General features: G+C 63.4%; 15 protein-coding genes and 2 riboswitches. Of the genes, 7 read left to right on the top strand and 8 right to left on the bottom strand.

The annotated features are described in order from the left end of the window. Positions 1 to 143 precede the first annotated feature (143 nt). Genes potG through PU634_RS09135 form a run of 4 tightly spaced genes read left to right on the top strand, consistent with a single transcriptional unit; the run spans position 144 to position 3,570 of the window. Positions 144 to 1,265, top strand: a complete 1,122-nt coding sequence (potG, locus tag PU634_RS09150) for a putrescine ABC transporter ATP-binding subunit PotG (RefSeq protein WP_306760500.1) — start codon at positions 144 to 146, stop codon at positions 1,263 to 1,265. A 9-nt stretch (positions 1,266 to 1,274) separates the two neighbouring features. Further along, positions 1,275 to 2,168, top strand: a complete 894-nt coding sequence (gene potH / locus PU634_RS09145; protein ID WP_306760499.1) for a putrescine ABC transporter permease PotH — start codon at positions 1,275 to 1,277, stop codon at positions 2,166 to 2,168. 3 nt (positions 2,169 to 2,171) lie between these two features. Next, on the top strand, positions 2,172 to 3,017 hold the full coding sequence (gene potI / locus PU634_RS09140) for a putrescine ABC transporter permease PotI (protein WP_306760498.1): 846 nt from the start codon (positions 2,172 to 2,174) through the stop codon (positions 3,015 to 3,017). A 10-nt stretch (positions 3,018 to 3,027) separates the two neighbouring features. Further along, positions 3,028 to 3,570, top strand: a complete 543-nt coding sequence (locus PU634_RS09135) for a cupin domain-containing protein (RefSeq protein ID WP_306760497.1) — start codon at positions 3,028 to 3,030, stop codon at positions 3,568 to 3,570. On the opposite strand, the gene PU634_RS09130 is transcribed toward PU634_RS09135, so the two are convergent. Then, complete coding sequence (locus PU634_RS09130; RefSeq protein WP_306760496.1) at positions 3,567 to 4,115, bottom strand: cupin domain-containing protein; 549 nt, start codon at positions 4,113 to 4,115, stop codon at positions 3,567 to 3,569. The genes PU634_RS09135 and PU634_RS09130 overlap by 4 nt on opposite strands. A 159-nt stretch (positions 4,116 to 4,274) precedes the next feature. On the opposite strand from PU634_RS09130, the gene ald reads away from it, so the two are divergent. Both ald and PU634_RS09120 read left to right on the top strand, forming a co-directional pair. After that, positions 4,275 to 5,399 carry an alanine dehydrogenase gene (gene ald, locus PU634_RS09125; RefSeq protein ID WP_306760495.1) on the top strand — a complete coding sequence of 375 codons (1,125 nt, stop codon included), beginning with the start codon at positions 4,275 to 4,277 and terminating at the stop codon, positions 5,397 to 5,399. 16 nt (positions 5,400 to 5,415) lie between these two features. Further along, entirely contained in the window at positions 5,416 to 6,699 is a 1,284-nt protein-coding gene (locus PU634_RS09120; protein ID WP_306760494.1) for an MgtC/SapB family protein, read from the top strand. A gap of 94 nt (positions 6,700 to 6,793) precedes the next feature. Here the strand turns inward: PU634_RS09120 and lysC are convergent, their stop codons facing one another. Together lysC and argA are read right to left on the bottom strand one after the other, a co-directional pair. After that, the gene (gene lysC, locus PU634_RS09115; RefSeq protein WP_306760493.1) at positions 6,794 to 8,131 is read right to left on the bottom strand and encodes a lysine-sensitive aspartokinase 3; all 1,338 of its coding nucleotides are present in this window, start codon (positions 8,129 to 8,131) and stop codon (positions 6,794 to 6,796) included. A 67-nt stretch (positions 8,132 to 8,198) separates the two neighbouring features. Then, a riboswitch (Lysine riboswitch) is annotated at positions 8,199 to 8,370 on the bottom strand. A 77-nt stretch (positions 8,371 to 8,447) separates the two neighbouring features. Then, positions 8,448 to 9,776 carry an amino-acid N-acetyltransferase gene (gene argA, locus PU634_RS09110; protein WP_306760492.1) on the bottom strand — a complete coding sequence of 443 codons (1,329 nt, stop codon included), beginning with the start codon at positions 9,774 to 9,776 and terminating at the stop codon, positions 8,448 to 8,450. A 250-nt stretch (positions 9,777 to 10,026) separates the two neighbouring features. On the opposite strand from argA, the gene nhaD reads away from it, so the two are divergent. Continuing rightward, on the top strand, positions 10,027 to 11,472 hold the full coding sequence (gene nhaD / locus PU634_RS09105) for a sodium:proton antiporter NhaD (protein ID WP_306760491.1): 1,446 nt from the start codon (positions 10,027 to 10,029) through the stop codon (positions 11,470 to 11,472). A 55-nt stretch (positions 11,473 to 11,527) separates the two neighbouring features. Here nhaD and PU634_RS09100 read toward each other — a convergent pair whose 3' ends face one another. The 5 genes from PU634_RS09100 to nagB all read right to left on the bottom strand — a co-directional run bounded on the left by PU634_RS09100 (position 11,528) and on the right by nagB (position 15,810). After that, entirely contained in the window at positions 11,528 to 12,091 is a 564-nt protein-coding gene (locus tag PU634_RS09100) for a TMEM165/GDT1 family protein (RefSeq protein WP_306760490.1), read from the bottom strand. Positions 12,092 to 12,113: 22 nt separating this feature from the next. Then, a riboswitch (yybP-ykoY riboswitch) is annotated at positions 12,114 to 12,289 on the bottom strand. Between the two features lie 45 nt (positions 12,290 to 12,334). Then, on the bottom strand, positions 12,335 to 12,652 hold the full coding sequence (locus PU634_RS09095; RefSeq protein ID WP_306760489.1) for a translation initiation factor: 318 nt from the start codon (positions 12,650 to 12,652) through the stop codon (positions 12,335 to 12,337). Beyond that, positions 12,649 to 13,863 (bottom strand): ROK family transcriptional regulator, encoded by a 1,215-nt coding sequence (locus PU634_RS09090; RefSeq protein WP_306760488.1) that lies wholly within the window; start codon positions 13,861 to 13,863, stop codon positions 12,649 to 12,651. Before PU634_RS09090 ends, PU634_RS09095 begins: the two co-directional genes overlap by 4 nt. Next, positions 13,860 to 15,002 carry an N-acetylglucosamine-6-phosphate deacetylase gene (nagA, locus tag PU634_RS09085; protein ID WP_306760487.1) on the bottom strand — a complete coding sequence of 381 codons (1,143 nt, stop codon included), beginning with the start codon at positions 15,000 to 15,002 and terminating at the stop codon, positions 13,860 to 13,862. Before nagA ends, PU634_RS09090 begins: the two co-directional genes overlap by 4 nt. A gap of 4 nt (positions 15,003 to 15,006) precedes the next feature. Further along, positions 15,007 to 15,810: a glucosamine-6-phosphate deaminase gene (nagB, locus tag PU634_RS09080; RefSeq protein ID WP_306760486.1), complete on the bottom strand. Its 804-nt coding sequence runs from the start codon at positions 15,808 to 15,810 to the stop codon at positions 15,007 to 15,009. Positions 15,811 to 15,829: the final 19 nt, after the last annotated feature.

The raw sequence follows: 15,829 nt of genomic DNA, 5'->3' as shown, positions 1-15,829 counted from the left end.
CGACACGCTTCAAGCCCTTCCATGGGACGCTCGGCAAATGCCGTCCCTGGCATTTGACGGTCGAATCCGGTAATCCCTGCTGCCGCTCCTGGCCTTGAAAGCCTGTAAAGGAATTGCGCTGAACAAGCAACACGGAGGCAAGTATGCCGGAACCGCAACAACCGGTCAGCACGGAAAAAACGCCCTTTCTGGACATACGCGGGGTCAGCAAGCTGTACGATGGCCAGCCGGCGGTGGATGACGTCAGCCTGCAGGTACGGCGGGGAGAGATCTTCGCCCTGCTCGGGGCTTCGGGCTGCGGCAAGTCGACCCTGCTGCGCATGCTGGCCGGGTTCGAGCCCCCCAGCCGGGGCGAAATCTTTCTCGACGGCGTCGACATCGCCGAGGTGCCGCCCTATGAGCGGCCCATCAACATGATGTTTCAGTCCTATGCGCTGTTTCCCCATATGACGGTGGAAGCCAATATCGCCTTTGGCCTGAAACAGGACAAACTGCCCAGGGCCGAGATTGCCGAACGGGTGGCGGAAATGCTCAGACTGGTGCACATGGAGGACTACGCCAAACGCAAACCCCATCAGCTCTCCGGCGGCCAGCGCCAGCGGGTGGCGCTGGCGCGCAGCCTGGCCAAGCGGCCCAAGCTGCTGCTGCTCGACGAGCCCATGGGCGCGCTCGACAAGAAACTCAGGGAAGAGATGCAGCTGGAGCTGGTCAACATCATCGAAAAGGTGGGGGTCACCTGCGTCATGGTGACCCACGATCAGGAAGAGGCCATGACCATGGCCGGGCGCATCGCCATCATGAACAAGGGCCGGCTGGTGCAGGTGGGTGAGCCACTCGACGTCTACGAATACCCCAACTGCCGCTTCAGCGCCGAATTCATCGGCTCGGTCAACCTGTTTGAAGGGGAGCTGGAGCGTAACGAGGCCGACAGCGCCACCATTCGCTGCGCCGATCTGGACAGGCCGCTGCACATCAATCATGGTGTGTCCATCGGCGAAGGGCTGCCCATCATGATTGCGGTGCGCCCGGAAAAAATGCATCTGTCGGTGCAGGAGCCGGAACAGCCCCACAACCGGCTGCGCGGCACCGTGGACGAGATTGCCTATCTCGGTGATGTGTCCATCTACCATGTGCGGCTGCCCTCGGGCAAACGCATTCTGGCCACCCTGCCCAATGTGGACCGGCACAGACGCAACAGCCCCACCTGGGGCGATGAGGTGTATCTGCGCTGGGAAGCGGACAGCTGCGCCGTGCTGCTGATCTAGGAGGTGACGATGAAGGCAAAGGCTCGAACCGCCACCGGCCAGCGGCTGGTGATTGCTCTGCCCTACAGCTGGCTGCTGCTGTTTTTCCTGGTGCCCTTTCTGATCGTGTTCAAGATCAGCCTGTCGGAGGCGGCCCTGGCCATTCCGCCCTACAGCGAGGTGCTGAGTGTGGTCGACGAGCAGTTGCAGATTGTGCTCAATTTCGGCAACTATCTGTTTCTGCTGAGCGACAGCCTGTACATTCAGTCCTACCTGCAGTCCCTCAAGGTGGCGGGCATTTCCACCCTGCTGTGCCTGCTGATCGGCTTTCCCCTGGCCTGGGCCATCGTGCACTCCAAACCCTCCACCCGCAACGTGCTGCTGATGCTGGTGATTTTGCCGTCTTGGACCTCGTTTCTGATCCGGGTCTACGCCTGGATGGGCATTCTCGGCAACACCGGTTTTCTCAACAATGCCCTGCTCTGGCTGGGCGCCATCGACGAGCCGCTGCAAATTCTCAATACCAACACCGCCGTCTATATCGGCATTGTTTACGCCTACCTGCCGTTTATGGTGCTGCCGCTCTATACCGCGCTGATGCGGCTGGACTATTCCCTGGTGGAGGCGGCGGCGGATCTGGGCGCCCGGCCGTTTACCACCCTGTTTACGGTGATCGTGCCCCTGGTGAAGGGGGGCATTATCGCCGGCGCCATGCTGGTGTTTATTCCGGCGGTGGGCGAGTTCGTGATCCCCGAGTTGCTGGGCGGCCCCGATACCCTGCTCATTGGCCGGGTGCTGTGGCAGGAGTTCTTCAACAACCGGGACTGGCCGGTGGCGGCGGCGGTGGCCAGCGTCATGCTGTTGCTGCTGATGGTGCCGATCATGTGGTTCCACCGCATTCAGCGCAGAGAAATGGAGGGCTGAGCCATGAACAACATTCCCGTCAGCCGCTCCTGGGCGCGGCCGTTGATCCTGTGGCTGGGCTTTGGCTTTCTGTATGCGCCCATGCTGCTGCTGATCGTCTACTCCTTCAACAGCTCCCGGCTGGTGACGGTATGGGCCGGCTGGTCCACCCAGTGGTATGGCGAGCTGCTGGCCGACGACATGATGATGCAGGCGGTGGGGCTCAGCCTCACCATCGCCTTTTTCGCCGCCAGCACCGCCGTGGTGCTGGGCACGGTGGCGGGCTTTGTGCTCACCCGCATCGGCCGCTTTCGCGGCGAGAACGGTTTTGCCTTTATGATCACCGCGCCCCTGGTGATGCCCGAGGTGATCACCGGGCTGTCGCTGCTGCTGCTGTTTGTGGCCATGGGCGATCTCATCGGCTGGCCCGCCCAGCGGGGCATGAGCACCATCTGGATTGCCCACGTGACCTTCTGCACCGCCTATGTGGCGGTGGTGGTGAGCTCAAGGCTCAGGGAGCTGGATCGCTCCCTGGAGGAAGCCGCCATGGATCTGGGGGCGCGGCCGCTCAAGGTGTTTTTCGTGATCACCCTGCCGATCATCGCCCCGGCCATTGTCGCCGGCTGGCTGCTGGCCTTTACCCTGTCGCTGGACGATCTGGTGATCGCCAGCTTTGTATCCGGGCCCAACGCCACCACCCTGCCCATGGTGGTGTTTTCCAGCGTGCGCCTGGGAGTAAGCCCCAAGATCAACGCCCTGGCCACCATCATTATCCTGATCGTATCGCTGGTGACCTTTGTGGGCTGGTGGCTGATGGCCCGGGCGGAAAAACGCCGGGCCCAGGAAGTCGCCGCCGCCCGGGCGGCATGAGGAGAGCGCCATGGACTTGCCTGAACGCCTGAAATGGCTGCGTGATCAGCATGGCCTGACCCAGCGGGAGCTGGCCCGGCGGGCCGGGGTGAGCAACAGCCTGATCTCGCAAATAGAGCAGGCGGCGGTCAATCCGTCGGTGGCCACCCTCAAGCGGGTGCTGGACGGCTTTCCCATTTCCATGGGGGCGTTTTTCAGCCTGGAGCGGCGCGCTGGCCGGCAGGTGTTTTTTCGTGCCGGCGAGCTGGTGGAATTTGGCAGCAACGGCGTCACCATGTGGCTGGTGGGGCCGCTGACCGGCGAGCGCAAGCTGGCGCTGCTACGGGAATGCTATCCGCCCGGCGCCGACACCGGCCCGGAGATGCTCAGCAATGAGGCGGAAGAAGCCGGCCTGGTGCTGAGCGGTGAAATCGAAATTACCGTGGGGGAAGAGTGCCGGGTGCTGAAGGCCGGCGACGGCTATTATTTCGACACTTGCCAGCCCCATCGCTTTCGCAACCGGGGCACCGAGGTATGCGAGCTGGTGTCGGCAGCCACGCCGCCCACGTTTTAAAGTGCCTTGGGCTGGCTGGCGGAAACGATATGCAGCTCGTCGTCACCAATGTTCACAAAGCGGTGGGGCTCGGTACTGTCAAAGTAGTAGCCGTCGCCCGGGCCCAGTTCAAAGCGGCGCTCGCCCACATGCAGCAGCAGCTTGCCGTCTATCACCACGCCGCACTCCTGGCCCGGGTGGCTGAGCATCTCCGGCCCGGTGTCGGCGCCGGGGGGCATGGTTTCCCGCAGCAGGGTGATATGGCGATCGGGAAAGCGACTGCCAATCAGGCGGTAGCTGATATTACCCGTGCCCCGCTCGGGCTGGTCCTCGGCCCGGTACACCACCGGCTTACCGGCACCGGCGCCTTCTTCTTCGGCAAAAAATTCCGCCAGGGTCATGGGAAAGCCGTCGAGCAGTTTTTTCAGCGAGCCGATGGACGGACTGACCTGGTTCTTTTCAACCTGGGAAATAAAGCCGTTGGTGACGCCGGAACGTTTGGCCAGCTCTCGCTGGGACAGTTTGGCCTGCAGACGAATGGTTTTGAGGCGGTGGCCTATATCCATAACGGCGGTCTTCTCCATGGTTACAATTGAATCTTTATTGGCGCGCAAGCAGAATGTCGTTCCAGCTTCTATAACAGAAGAAATGACACTTCATCATATCAGCAACGGTGTAATGGGCAGCATTCTACTCCAAAACACCAGGGCACACAGGGGTTGAACATGGATATCGCAGTACCCAGGGAAATCAAGAACAACGAATACCGGGTGGGCATGACCCCCGCCGGTGTGCGCGAACTGATCCGGGCCGGGCACCGGGTGCGGGTGCAAACCGGCGCCGGCGAGGGTGTGGGGTTTGGCGATGATCACTACGCCGCCGCCGGGGCCGAGCTGGTGGCGGATGCCGCCGCCCTGTTTGCCGGGGCCGAGCTGATCGTCAAGGTCAAGGAGCCGCAACCCGAGGAATACCGCCGGCTCAAGCCCGGGCAGGTGTTGTTTACCTACCTGCATCTGGCCCCCGACGAAGCCCAGACCAAAGGTCTGCTGGCTTCGGGCTGTACCGCCATTGCCTATGAAACCGTGACCGATGCTCACGGCGGCCTGCCGCTGCTGGCGCCCATGAGCGAGGTGGCCGGGCGCATGGCGGTGCAGGCCGGCGCTCATTGTCTGGAAAAGGCGCAAGGGGGCAGGGGCGTACTGCTGGGCGGCGTGCCCGGTGTGCCTCCGGCCCGGGTACTGGTGCTGGGCGGCGGCGTGGTCGGCATCAACGCCGCCCGCATGGCCATGGGACTGGGGGCAGATGTGACCATCTTCGACAAGTCTTTGCCCAGGCTCACTCAGCTTGATGCCTTGTATGGTCCGGCCATCAAGACCCAGTATTCCACCGCCGATGCCATTGAGGCCGAGCTGGAGCGCGCCGATCTGGTGATTGGCGCCGTGCTCATTCCCGGTGCCTCGGCGCCCAAACTGATCACCCGCGACATGCTGAACAAGCTGCCGAAAGGGGCCGTGCTGGTGGATGTGGCCATCGATCAGGGCGGCTGCTTTGAAACCAGCACGCCCACCACCCACCAGCAGCCTACCTTTGAGGTGGAGGGGGTGGTGCACTACTGTGTGGCCAACATGCCCGGGGCCGTGGCGCGTACCGCCACCCTGGCACTGACCAACGCCACTCTGCCGTTTGTGCTGGATCTGGCCAACAAGGGCTGGCGCCGGGCGCTGAATGAAGATGTGCACCTGGCCCGTGGCCTGAACGTGCACGCAGGCAAGGTGGTGTACCGGGCGGTGGCCGAGGCTCATGGCCTGGCGCATGAGCCGCTGGAGCGGGTGCTGGCCGGCACCAACTGATAAAGAGGCCGCTGCCATGAATGAGCTGGCCGCCGATCTGTGGAGCGGGCACCAGCCCCTGGTGCGCCTCGGCATTGCCCTGCTGCTGGGCGCGCTGATTGGCATTCAGCGGGGCTGGCAATGGCGCGATGCCGAAGCCGGGCAGCGCATCGCCGGCATTCGCACCCATGCCCTGGTGGGGCTGCTGGGCGGTCTGATCGCCCTGCTCGGGCAGACCGTGGGGCACTGGTTGCTGGCCGTGGGCCTGCTGGGGGTGGTGGCCATCAACCTGGTGGCCTGGCGGGCACAGGCCCGCACCCTGAACGATTTCAGCATTACCGGCAGCATCGGCCTGTTGCTGACCTTCTGCTTTGGTGCACTGGCCATGCTCGACAGCCCGGCCATCGCCGCCACGGCGGCGGTGATCACCGCCTTTATTCTCGACAACAAGCGGGAAATTCACGGCCTGCTGCACAGGCTGCGGGAGCATGAGCTGGATGCCGGGCTCAAGTTGCTGCTGATCACGGTGGTGATGCTGCCGCTGCTGCCCAACCGGGCAATGGGGCCGGGCGGGGTGGTGAATCCCTTTGAAATCTGGTGGATGGTGGTGCTGATCGCCTCCATTTCCTTTCTGGGGTATTTCGCCATTCGTGTGGGCGGCACCGAAAAGGGCATTCTCTTTACCAGCCTGTTTGCCGGCTTGAGCTCATCCACCGCCCTGACGTTGCATTATGCCCGGTTGTCGCGGCAAACACCGGGGCTGGCGCCGCTGCTGGCCGCCGGCGTATTACTGGCCTGCGGCACCATGTTTCCGCGTATTCTGGTGTATTGCGCGCTGATCAATCCCGCCCTGCTGCCCGTACTCTGGTGGCCGGTGCTGGTGATGACGTTGCTGCTGTATGGGCCCGCCGCCTGGATCTGGCAGCGGCACCGGGCCGGCGGCAGCGTGGAGCAGCCCAGCCTCCACATGAATCCGCTGGATCTGAAGGCGGCGCTGCTGTTCGGCGGTCTGATCCTGCTGATCATGGTGTTGGGGGAGTGGCTCAGGCAGGCGCTGGGCAATGCCGGTGTGTTGTTGCTGGCGCTGGCTTCCGGGGTGACCGATGTGGATGCCATTACCCTGTCGCTGACGCGCATGTCCCAGGGCGGCCTGGCACCGGGCACGGCGGTGCTGGGCATAGTGCTGGCGGCCTCGGTCAATAACCTGGTGAAGGCGGCCATGGCGGTCAGCCTGGGGGACGGGCTGCTTGGCCGGCGTGTGGCCTGGGCCATGGGCATTTCACTGCTGGCGGGGCTGCTCACCGCCTGGGGACTGAACTGACCGTTTGAGGCATTCCGTCAGGGTTGTCTCGCCAACAAAAACGGCGCTGTGTTGCCACAGCGCCGTTTTTTATCTGGGCGTGCCGCTTTGAAGCTTAGGCCGGCAGCAGCTCCCTGTGCAGATCGGCAATCACCCGGTTGGCGTTGTCTTCATCCACCAGGAAGCAGAAATTGTGCGGGCTGGCGCCATAGCAGATCATGCGAATATTGACGTCATGCACCGCCTGGAACACCCGGCTGGCGGTGCCGCCGGCCTCGCTCATGCGGTTGCCAATCAGTGCCACCAGCGCCAGACCCTCTTCCACTTTCAGGTGGCAGTGCCTGGCCAGCTCGTTCTTGACCTCTTCGGTCAGCAGCTCGGCGCCGGCATCCAGGGTCAGGGACACGCTGATCTCCGAGGTAGTGATGAGATCCACCGAAATCTTGTGCCTGGCCAGAATGCCGAACACCTCGGCCAGAAAGCCGTGGGCCTGGAACATGCTCTGGCTGGTCAGGGTCAGCAGCACCTGATTGCGGCGCAGGGCCAGGGCACGGAACAGCGGCTGGCTGGGGGTGCTGTTGCGAATCCAGGTGCCACCCTCTTCCGGCGCCCGGCTGGAGCCCACGAACACCGGGATCTGACAGCGAACCGCCGGCTGCAGGGTGGCCGGGTGCAGTACCTTGGCGCCAAAGGTGGCCATTTCCGAGGCTTCGCTGAAGCTGATTTCGGGAATGGCGCGGGCCTCGCTCACCAGCCGCGGATCCGTGGTGTAAATGCCGGGCACGTCGGTCCAGATTTCCACGGCGGCGGCGTTCAGTGCTTCCCCCAGCAGGGCGGCGGAATAGTCACTGCCACCCCGGCCCAGGGTGGTGGTGCGGCCGTCGGGAGCTGCACCGATAAACCCTTGAGTCACCACCAGCTGTCTGTCGCACAGGGGCTTGAGTTCCTTTTCCACTTCCGCCTTCAGGCTGGCCAGATCCGGCGTGGCGCGGCCAAAGCGATCGTCGGTGCGCATCACCTTGCGCACGTCAAACCACACCGCGTCGGTGCCGCGGCGGCGCAGCAGCTCCACAAACAGCCGGGTCGACATCAGCTCGCCCTGGGCCACAATTTCATCGGCAAGGGCCCGGGTCGGGCTGATGGCAGCGCTGTCGGCCAGCTCCTTGATGTGGGTGAGAATGTCTTCGATGTGCCGGGTGAGCATCTCCGGGCGTTCCAGCCGGTCGAGAATGGCGTGCTGAATCGCGGCGAGCTGCCGCAGCAGTTGTTCCCGCTCTGCCGGCCCCTGAGCGCCCGAGGCCAGCGCCACCAGCAGGTTGGTCACGCCGGAACTTGCGCTCAGCACCGCCAGCCGGGTGCCGGCATTTTGTTCAAGAATGGCGGCGCAACGGCCCATGGCATCGGCGTCGGCAACACTGGTTCCACCGAATTTGGCTACAACGGGTTGGTTCAAGGCAAGCTCCTTGCTTTACTGGGTAAGTTCAAACTACGGGGGGAACGACTGCGAAGACATGGAAAGGTCATCAGGAAGCACTCCACCCAACAGGTGACAGCCCGAAGGATTCAGCCTTCGCAGCCGACAACGACCGTTATGCCACCGTTCGCCGTCTCGGCATTGCTCCCCTGACCGGCGATCTTCGGAGTGGCTGCTCCTTCTGCCGGCTGCCTGAACAACGCGCCTCTTCTTGTTGCTTCGGCATTCTTTGCCGAAGCGGCCCTATAACTACTGACTTAAGCCGCGGCTGTCAATGGCCAGCCGGGTAAATCGTTCAGTTGAGCTCTTTAATCATGATTTTGGAGCGGCGCTGAAAATTGTACAGCTTCTGCTTGCCCATGGGCAGGGCGCTGACATCCACGGTTTTAAATCCCCGCTCCTGAAACCAGTGAATGGAGCGGGTGGTGAGAATGAACAGCCGGCTCATGCCGCGCTTGCGCGCCTGCTCTTCAATTTTGTGCAGCAGCATGTCGCCGCGGCTGCCCTTGCGGTAGTCGGGGTGAATGGCGACACAGGCCATTTCCGCCATGCCTTCTTCCGGAAACGGATAGAGGGCGGCGCAGCCGATGATGGCGCCGTCCTTTTCGATAATGGTGAACTGGTCGATTTCCATCTCCAGCTGTTCCCGGGAGCGGCGCACCAGTATGCCTTCCTCTTCCAGCGGCCGGATCAGGTCGAGAATGCCGCCAATGTCGTCGATGCGGGCCTGGCGGGCCTGCTCGGCGCTCAGGCTGACAATCTGGGTGCCCAGGCCGTCGCGGGTGAACAGCTCCTGAATAAGGGCGCCGTCTTCCTTGTAGCTCACCAGGTGGCTGCGGGGCACGCCGCCCCGGCAGCTGGAAATGGCCGCGCGCAGGTAGCGGGCGGTGCCCGACAGGCTTTCCCCTTCCTCCAGCAGTTTTTGCAGGTGCTCTTCCGCCTGTTCGGGAAACAGCTCGGCAATGGCCACGCCGTCTTCGTTGAGTACGCCGCGCTGGGAACAAAAGCCGATCAGCTTGTCGGCCTTGAGCTCAATGGCCAGCCGGCGGGCCAGCTCTTCCGACGACAGGTTGAAGCTTTCACCGGTTACGGAAAAGCCGATGGGGGAGATCAGCACGGTGGCGCCGTTGGCGAGCTGGTGATGAATGGTATCGGTATGAATGCGGCGCACCCGGCCCGAATGCATGTAGTCGACGCCGTCGTCCACCCCCAGCGGCTGGGCAATGACAAAGTTGCCGGTGACCACGTTGATGCGGGCGTTCTGCATGGGGGTATTGATAAGCCCCATCGACAGCCGGGCGGTAATGTCCATCTGCAGGCCGCCGCACACGTCCTTGATCACGCGAAAGCTGGGCTCGTCGGTGACCCGGGTGTGCTTGTGGAACACGCCGGTCAGGCCGGCCTCGGCCAGGCCCCGGTCGATCTGGGGGCGGGCGCCGAACACGATCACCAGCCGAATGCCGAGGCTGGTGAGCAGCGCGATGTCGCTGATGATGTTGGGAAAGTTTTCCTGATCGATGGCTTCGCCACCCAGCATGATGACAAAGGTGGAGCCACGATGCAGGTTCACATAGGGGCTGGATTGACGAAACGCCTTGACCAGGGCGGCATCATTTTCGCGCACGGACTTGTCCTTGGTAGCCTGGGAAACACGAGGGTATCATCGTGAAAATTAATGCAAAAAACAAGATTAAATATTTACTTTCTTGTGTCGGCATGGCGGGAAGTCCGGGCCGGGCATTTGTCAAAACTGAGAGCCCCGTCGGGAAACCGGCCTGCGTCCGCCCCCGGCTTTATGATAGCCTTTTTCAGGGCTTTGCCCGTGCGCGGGCAAAGCCGGTAACTATAGCCAAAACAAAAAAGCGAGAATAACAATGACAAGGAAATTGTGCCTGTTCCTGGGAGGGGTGGCGGCGCTGTCGAGCACGCCGGCCCTGGCTGCCGCCACCGGACAACTGGATCTCACCAGCACCGGGGTCGGGGTGTTTGCGGTGGCCATTTTTGTGGTGGCCTACCTGCTGGTGATGGGTGAGGAATACCTGCACCTGCGCAAGTCCAAACCCGTGCTGATCGCCGCCGGTATTATCTGGACCGCCATCGGCTGGACCTATATGAATAACGGCATTCCCGGCGTCACCGAAGAGGCATTCCGCCATAATTTGCTTGAATATGCAGAATTGCTGCTGTTCCTGCTGGTGGCCATGACCTACATCAACGCCATGGAAGAGCGGCGGCTGTTTGACGCCCTGCGCGCCTGGATGATTCGCCGAGGATTCAGCTACAAGTCGCTGTTCTGGCTCACCGGCTTTCTCGCCTTTTTCATTTCGCCCATTGCCGACAACCTGACCACCGCCCTGCTGATGTGCGCCGTGGTCACCAAGGTGGCGGAAGGCGACAAGCGTTTTATCAACCTCTGTTGCGTGAATATCGTGATTGCCGCCAACGCCGGCGGTGCCTTCAGCCCCTTTGGCGATATTACCACCCTGATGGTGTGGCAGGCGGGCATCGTCAAGTTCAACGAATTCTTTATTCTGTTTATTCCGGCCATGGTCAATTACCTGGTGCCGGCGCTGGCGATGAACTTCTTTATCGAGAACCGCAAGCCGGAAGCTCAGTACGAAGAGGTGGAGCTCAAACGCGGCGCCATTCGCATTGTGCTGCTGTTTTTGCTGACCATCGCCTCGGCGGTGGCCTGCCACAGCCTGCTGCACCTGCCGCCGGTGCTGGGCATGATGACCGGGCTGGGTTACCTGCAGTTTTTTGGCTACTACCTGCGCCAGACCTTGCCCGGATCGCTGGCCCGCAAGCGGGCGCTGGCGCGCAAGCGCGGTGACGATGAGGCCCTCAAGCGGCTGGGCAGCGTGGTGCCCTTTGACGTGTTCAGCCGGGTGGCGCGGGCCGAGTGGGATACCCTGCTGTTCTTCTACGGGGTGGTGATGTGCGTGGGCGGCCTGGGCTACATGGGCTATCTGGCGCTGGTGTCGGATCTGCTCTACAGCAGCTGGGATGCGGTTTACGCCAACATTACCCTGGGGGTGCTGTCGGCCATTGTGGACAACATTCCGGTGATGTTTGCGGTGCTGACCATGCAGCCGGAAATGTCGCACGGCAACTGGTTGCTGATCACCCTGACCGCCGGCGTGGGCGGCAGCCTGCTGTCCATCGGCTCCGCCGCCGGGGTGGCGCTGATGGGGCAGGCGCGGGGCATGTATACCTTTGCCGGCCACCTGAAATGGGCACCGGTGATTGCCCTTGGCTATGTGGCCAGCATACTGGTGCACCTGTGGCTGAATGCCGAGAGCTTTAACCTGTACGGCTGACGGCACAGGGCCCCGCGCTGCGGGGCCCTTTTGATTAAGCGGCTCTGCCTGCCGGTTACCACGGCCACCACAGGGTGGTGATGCCCAATGCCACAAAGATGGCGGCGCTGACGCCGTGTACCCAGTGCATGGGAATGCGGCCGGCACCCTTGTGCCCCACCAGCACCGCCGGCAGGTTGGCCACCATCATGCCCAGGGTGGTGCCGGCCACCACCAGCCAGAACTGATCCACAAAGCGCGCCGCCAGCAGGGTGGTGGCAATCTGGGTCTTGTCGCCGATCTCCGCCAGGAAAAACAGCACAAAGGTCGCCAGCAACGGGCCAAACCGGTAGAAGCGGCTGTCTTCGTCATCGGGCTTGTCGGGGATCATCATCCAGGCCGCCATGGCAAAGAAGGACGCCGCCAGCAGCCAGCGCAGCCAGAGCGGATCCAGCCAGCCCTGGATCCAGACCCCCACCGAGCCGGCCAGGGCATGATTGAGCAGGGTGGCAAGAAAAATACCGATCACGATGGGCACCGGCTTTCTGAACCGGCAGGCCAGTACCAGGGCCAACAGCTGGGTCTTGTCGCCGATCTCGGCGATGGAGACGGCCAGGGTGGAGGTGGTGAGTGCTTCCAAGAGTCATACCAAAGGGGACGGGGTTATTGTTACCAATGAGCAGACGCCATGCCGCCCGTCCCCGGTATCGGCATTCGTCTGTCAAAGGTCTCGTCAAACCCGCTAAGGTCACGGCCACCATGGTGATTTTGCACCAACTATGTTGACGACCGTCTTCGGGATGGCTCCCGACAGCGACTACTCCCCCTTGATCAGGGAACAGGTATTTTAGTCATTTGGCCTGCCGGTTCAAGGCCCTTGTGCTTAACCGCCCACCTGCTTCACGGTAAAACCGGCCTTTTCCAGCCACTGCCTGATCTGCGCCAGGCGATCGCCCTGAATTTCGATTACGCCTTTTTTCACCGCGCCGCCGGTGCCCAGCTGTTTCTTGAGCTTTTTGGCCACTTCGCCCACCTGACCGGGGCCGATGCCATACACGCAAATTACGCCGGCGCCCTTGCGGCCCTTGGTTTCCCGGCGCAGACGTATGATGCCGTCGTCGGGAAACGGGCCCTGATCCGGCTTGCCGCCGTTCTGCTCCGGTTGCCAGCCGGGATCGGTACTGAAAACGATGTTGCTCATGGTTTGGGCTCCATAATGCGTTGCAGCAGCTCGCCTTCCAGCAGGGCGCGCTTGACCAGGGCCAGGCCGCCGATGGTCTGATCGTCCTGAAAGCGGGCGCGAATGATGGGCAGCCCCTGATGAAAGCCGGGCAGGGACTGATGGATAATGGCCTGATTGATAATGGGAAAGACGATGTCTTCGGCCTCGCACAGGGCACCGCTCAGCAGCACCCGCTGGGGGTTGAACAGGTTGACCACGATGGCCAGGGCCTGGCCCAGGCGCTCGGCAGCCCGGCGCACGATGGTGAGGGCCAGCCGGTCTTCGGCCAGCGCTGCCCGGCACAGGGCCTGCATCGACAATGTTTGCCCGGCCAGGCAACTGCGATAGCCCTGGGCCAGCATATGGCTGGCCTGGCGCAGCAGGGCGGCGTCGGCCACCATGGTTTCCAGACAGCCGACGTTGCCGCAATCGCAGCGATCGCCGAGCGGGTCCATGTGGATATGGCCGATCTCGGCCACGTCCCGGCCCTGGCTCTTGAAGATGCGGCCCTCGGTGATGATGCCGGCGCCCACGCCGTGATGCACGCTCACCAGCACCGAGTCCAGGCTGTCTTTTGAGGCGCCGTAATAATGCTCGGCCAGGGCCTGGGCGCGAATGTCGTTGCCAATGAACACCGGCAGGCTCAGGGCCTGGCCCAGGGCGTGGGCCAGGGGCACCCCGGCCAGGGGGTAGCTGGGGTGATGGATCACCCGGCCGGCCTGGGCATCGGTCAGACCGGGCATGATCACGGCCACCGCCACCAGCCGGCGTCCGCTGCCATGGCGCTGAATAAAGTCGGCAAGGTGCCGGTGCAGGGCGGCCAGCAGAATGTCCTGTTCCCGGCGGGGAAAGGGCAGCCGCTGCCGGCCGTGGGCTTTCCCCGACAGATCATAGAGGGTGAGCAGCAGCTCCTCCCGGCCCAGCTTGGCCGATACCAGGTAAAAGTCCTGCGTGACCGTGGTCAGGGAGATGGCGCGCCGGCCGCCGGTGGAGGCCTGGTGCTCCAGCTCGCGAATCAGCCCCTGCTCCAGCAGGGTGCGGGTGATCTTGGTCACGCTGGCCGGCGCCAGGTGGCTGAGTTCGGCAATGCGCACTCGGGAAATGGGGCCCCGGCTGTCGATAAGCCGGTATACGGCCGAGCAGTTGACCTGCTTGACCAGGTCGACGTTGGCGATTTGTCCGCGGGTCATGATGAAAGCTGTCCGTTGACGACGGTGGTAACCAGGTTGAAGTGTGCGTCAAATGCTACCAGATTGGCGACCCGGCCGGGAGTGGCGGTGCCGATGTGCTGCTCCAGGCCCAGTATTCGTGCCGGGTTGCGGCTGGCCATGGCCAGTGCCGCCTCAAGGGGCAGGCCTGCCTGCTGCACCAGGTTTTTCACTCCCTCGAGCATGGTCAGGGCCGATCCGCCAAGGGTGCCGTGCTCGTCCACGCATTTGCCGTTTTGCAGATACACGGTGGCACCGCAAAAGTCGAACTGTTCAAAGCCCGGCGGCGCGCCGGCGGCGGCGGTGGCGTCGGTCACCAGGCACAGACGATCCCCCAGTACCCGGTGGGCCAGCCGGATATTGGCGTAATGCACATGATGGCCGTCGGCGATGATGCCGGCGCCCACATTTGACGCGTCATACACCGCGCCCACGGCACCGGGCTGGCGGCCGTTGGCCGTGGGGGTCATGGCGTTGTAGAGGTGGGTGGCAAAGCCGATGCCGGCGTCAAAGCCGGCCATGGCCTGATCGTAGTCGGCGCCGGTGTGGCCCATGGCCAGGCGAATGCCGGCGGCCCGAAGCCGTTGCAGGTGGGCCGGCTGGTTCACCTCGGGGGCCAGGGTCAGCATGGCGATGCTGGCGGCGTTGTCACACAAAAATGTCAGCATGGCGTCGTTCAGGGCCCTGATCTGGTGTGCCGGATGAATACCCCGGCGCACCACATTGGTGTAGGGGCCTTCCAGATGCAGGCCGGGCACCCGCCAGGGGTGGCGGGCCATGTAGTCGCGCACCACGGTCACCGCCCGGTGCATGTGCTCGTCGGGGCAGGTGATGAGGGTGGGCAAAAAGCTGGTGGTGCCCGCCTTCAGGTTGGTGGCGTGCATGGTGTCCAGGGTGTCGGCACTGATGGCATGATTAAACATGACACCGCCGCAGCCGTTGAGCTGCAAATCGATAAAGCCGGCGCTGAGCACGGCGCCATGCAATGAAATGCGCGGGAGCCCGGCGTCGAGGGCCGGCTCGGGCAGCAGGGCGGCAATGCGCGCGCCGTCGATCACCAGGGCGGTGTCGGTGTGCAGGCGTTCGCCGTCGAACAGGGTGCAATGGGTGAAGGCGTACATGGGCTTACTCCGGACAGCCAGGCGGGTTGAGCTGGTGTTGCCGACAAGGGTGCAGGGTGCTGGGGGCCAGCGCCCTGGTGGCGGCGTGATCACAGAAAATCAGGGTGTTGGGGTGTCGTTGCAGTGCCGACACCGGCCACTGCGGGCTGACCGGGCCTTCTACCGCCGCCTGCAGCGCCCGGGCCTTGTGGGCACCGGTGACCAGCAGCACGATTTCCTCGGCTTCCAGCAGGGTGGCCAGGCCCACGGTCAGGGCGCGTTCCGGCACCCGTTCCGGGGTGTCGTGAAAAAAGCGGGCGTTGGCCCGGCGGGTGGCCTCGCTCAGGGACACCACCCGGGTACGGGAGTCGAGGGGAGCTCCCGGTTCGTTAAAGGCCAGATGACCATTGCGGCCCACCCCGGCCAGAAACAGCTGCACCGGGCCGTGTTGCGCCAGCAGCGCTTCGTAGCGGCGGCATTCGGCGTGCAGATCCCCGGCCATGCCATCGGGCAGGTGATGCCGGTGCCGGGGGAGGTCGAGATGGCGGAACAGCTGCGCCTGCATTACCGCATGGTAGCTTTGCGGGTGGGCCTGGGGCAGGCCCACATATTCATCCATATTAAAGGTCAGCACATGGCGAAAGCTCACCGCGCCCGCCCGGTGCAGGCGGATCAGTGCCCGGTAGGTGGGTAACGGCGTGCTGCCGGTAGGCAGGCCGAGCACGAAGGGGCGCTGCTCGTCGGGCGCAAACTCGCGAATGCGGGTGGCAATGTGGCGGGCGGCCCGGTGGCCGACCTGTTCGGCGTCGGCCAGGGGAAGCAGGCGCATGTCTGAAACCTTAATCTGC

Source organism: Oceanimonas pelagia (genome assembly GCF_030849025.1).
Lineage (GTDB): Bacteria > Pseudomonadota > Gammaproteobacteria > Enterobacterales > Aeromonadaceae > Oceanimonas > Oceanimonas pelagia.
Note: the sequence above shows the minus strand (reverse complement) of the source record. Positions and strands in the feature narration are given on the sequence as shown.

Bases quoted from the DNA above. Each gene is read 5' to 3' on its own strand.
- nhaD (WP_306760491.1), top strand. From the start codon at position 10,027: ATGACAAGGAAATTGTGCCTGTTCCTGGGAGGGGTGGCGGCGCTGTCG.
- potI (WP_306760498.1), top strand. From the start codon at position 2,172: ATGAACAACATTCCCGTCAGCCGCTCCTGGGCGCGGCCGTTGATCCTG.
- PU634_RS09095 (WP_306760489.1), bottom strand. From the start codon at position 12,652: ATGAGCAACATCGTTTTCAGTACCGATCCCGGCTGGCAACCGGAGCAG.
- PU634_RS09130 (WP_306760496.1), bottom strand. From the start codon at position 4,115: ATGGATATAGGCCACCGCCTCAAAACCATTCGTCTGCAGGCCAAACTG.
- PU634_RS09135 (WP_306760497.1), top strand. From the start codon at position 3,028: ATGGACTTGCCTGAACGCCTGAAATGGCTGCGTGATCAGCATGGCCTG.
- potG (WP_306760500.1), top strand. From the start codon at position 144: ATGCCGGAACCGCAACAACCGGTCAGCACGGAAAAAACGCCCTTTCTG.
- nagA (WP_306760487.1), bottom strand. From the start codon at position 15,002: ATGTACGCCTTCACCCATTGCACCCTGTTCGACGGCGAACGCCTGCAC.
- potH (WP_306760499.1), top strand. From the start codon at position 1,275: ATGAAGGCAAAGGCTCGAACCGCCACCGGCCAGCGGCTGGTGATTGCT.
- ald (WP_306760495.1), top strand. From the start codon at position 4,275: ATGGATATCGCAGTACCCAGGGAAATCAAGAACAACGAATACCGGGTG.
- PU634_RS09120 (WP_306760494.1), top strand. From the start codon at position 5,416: ATGAATGAGCTGGCCGCCGATCTGTGGAGCGGGCACCAGCCCCTGGTG.
- nagB (WP_306760486.1), bottom strand. From the start codon at position 15,810: ATGCGCCTGCTTCCCCTGGCCGACGCCGAACAGGTCGGCCACCGGGCC.
- PU634_RS09090 (WP_306760488.1), bottom strand. From the start codon at position 13,863: ATGACCCGCGGACAAATCGCCAACGTCGACCTGGTCAAGCAGGTCAAC.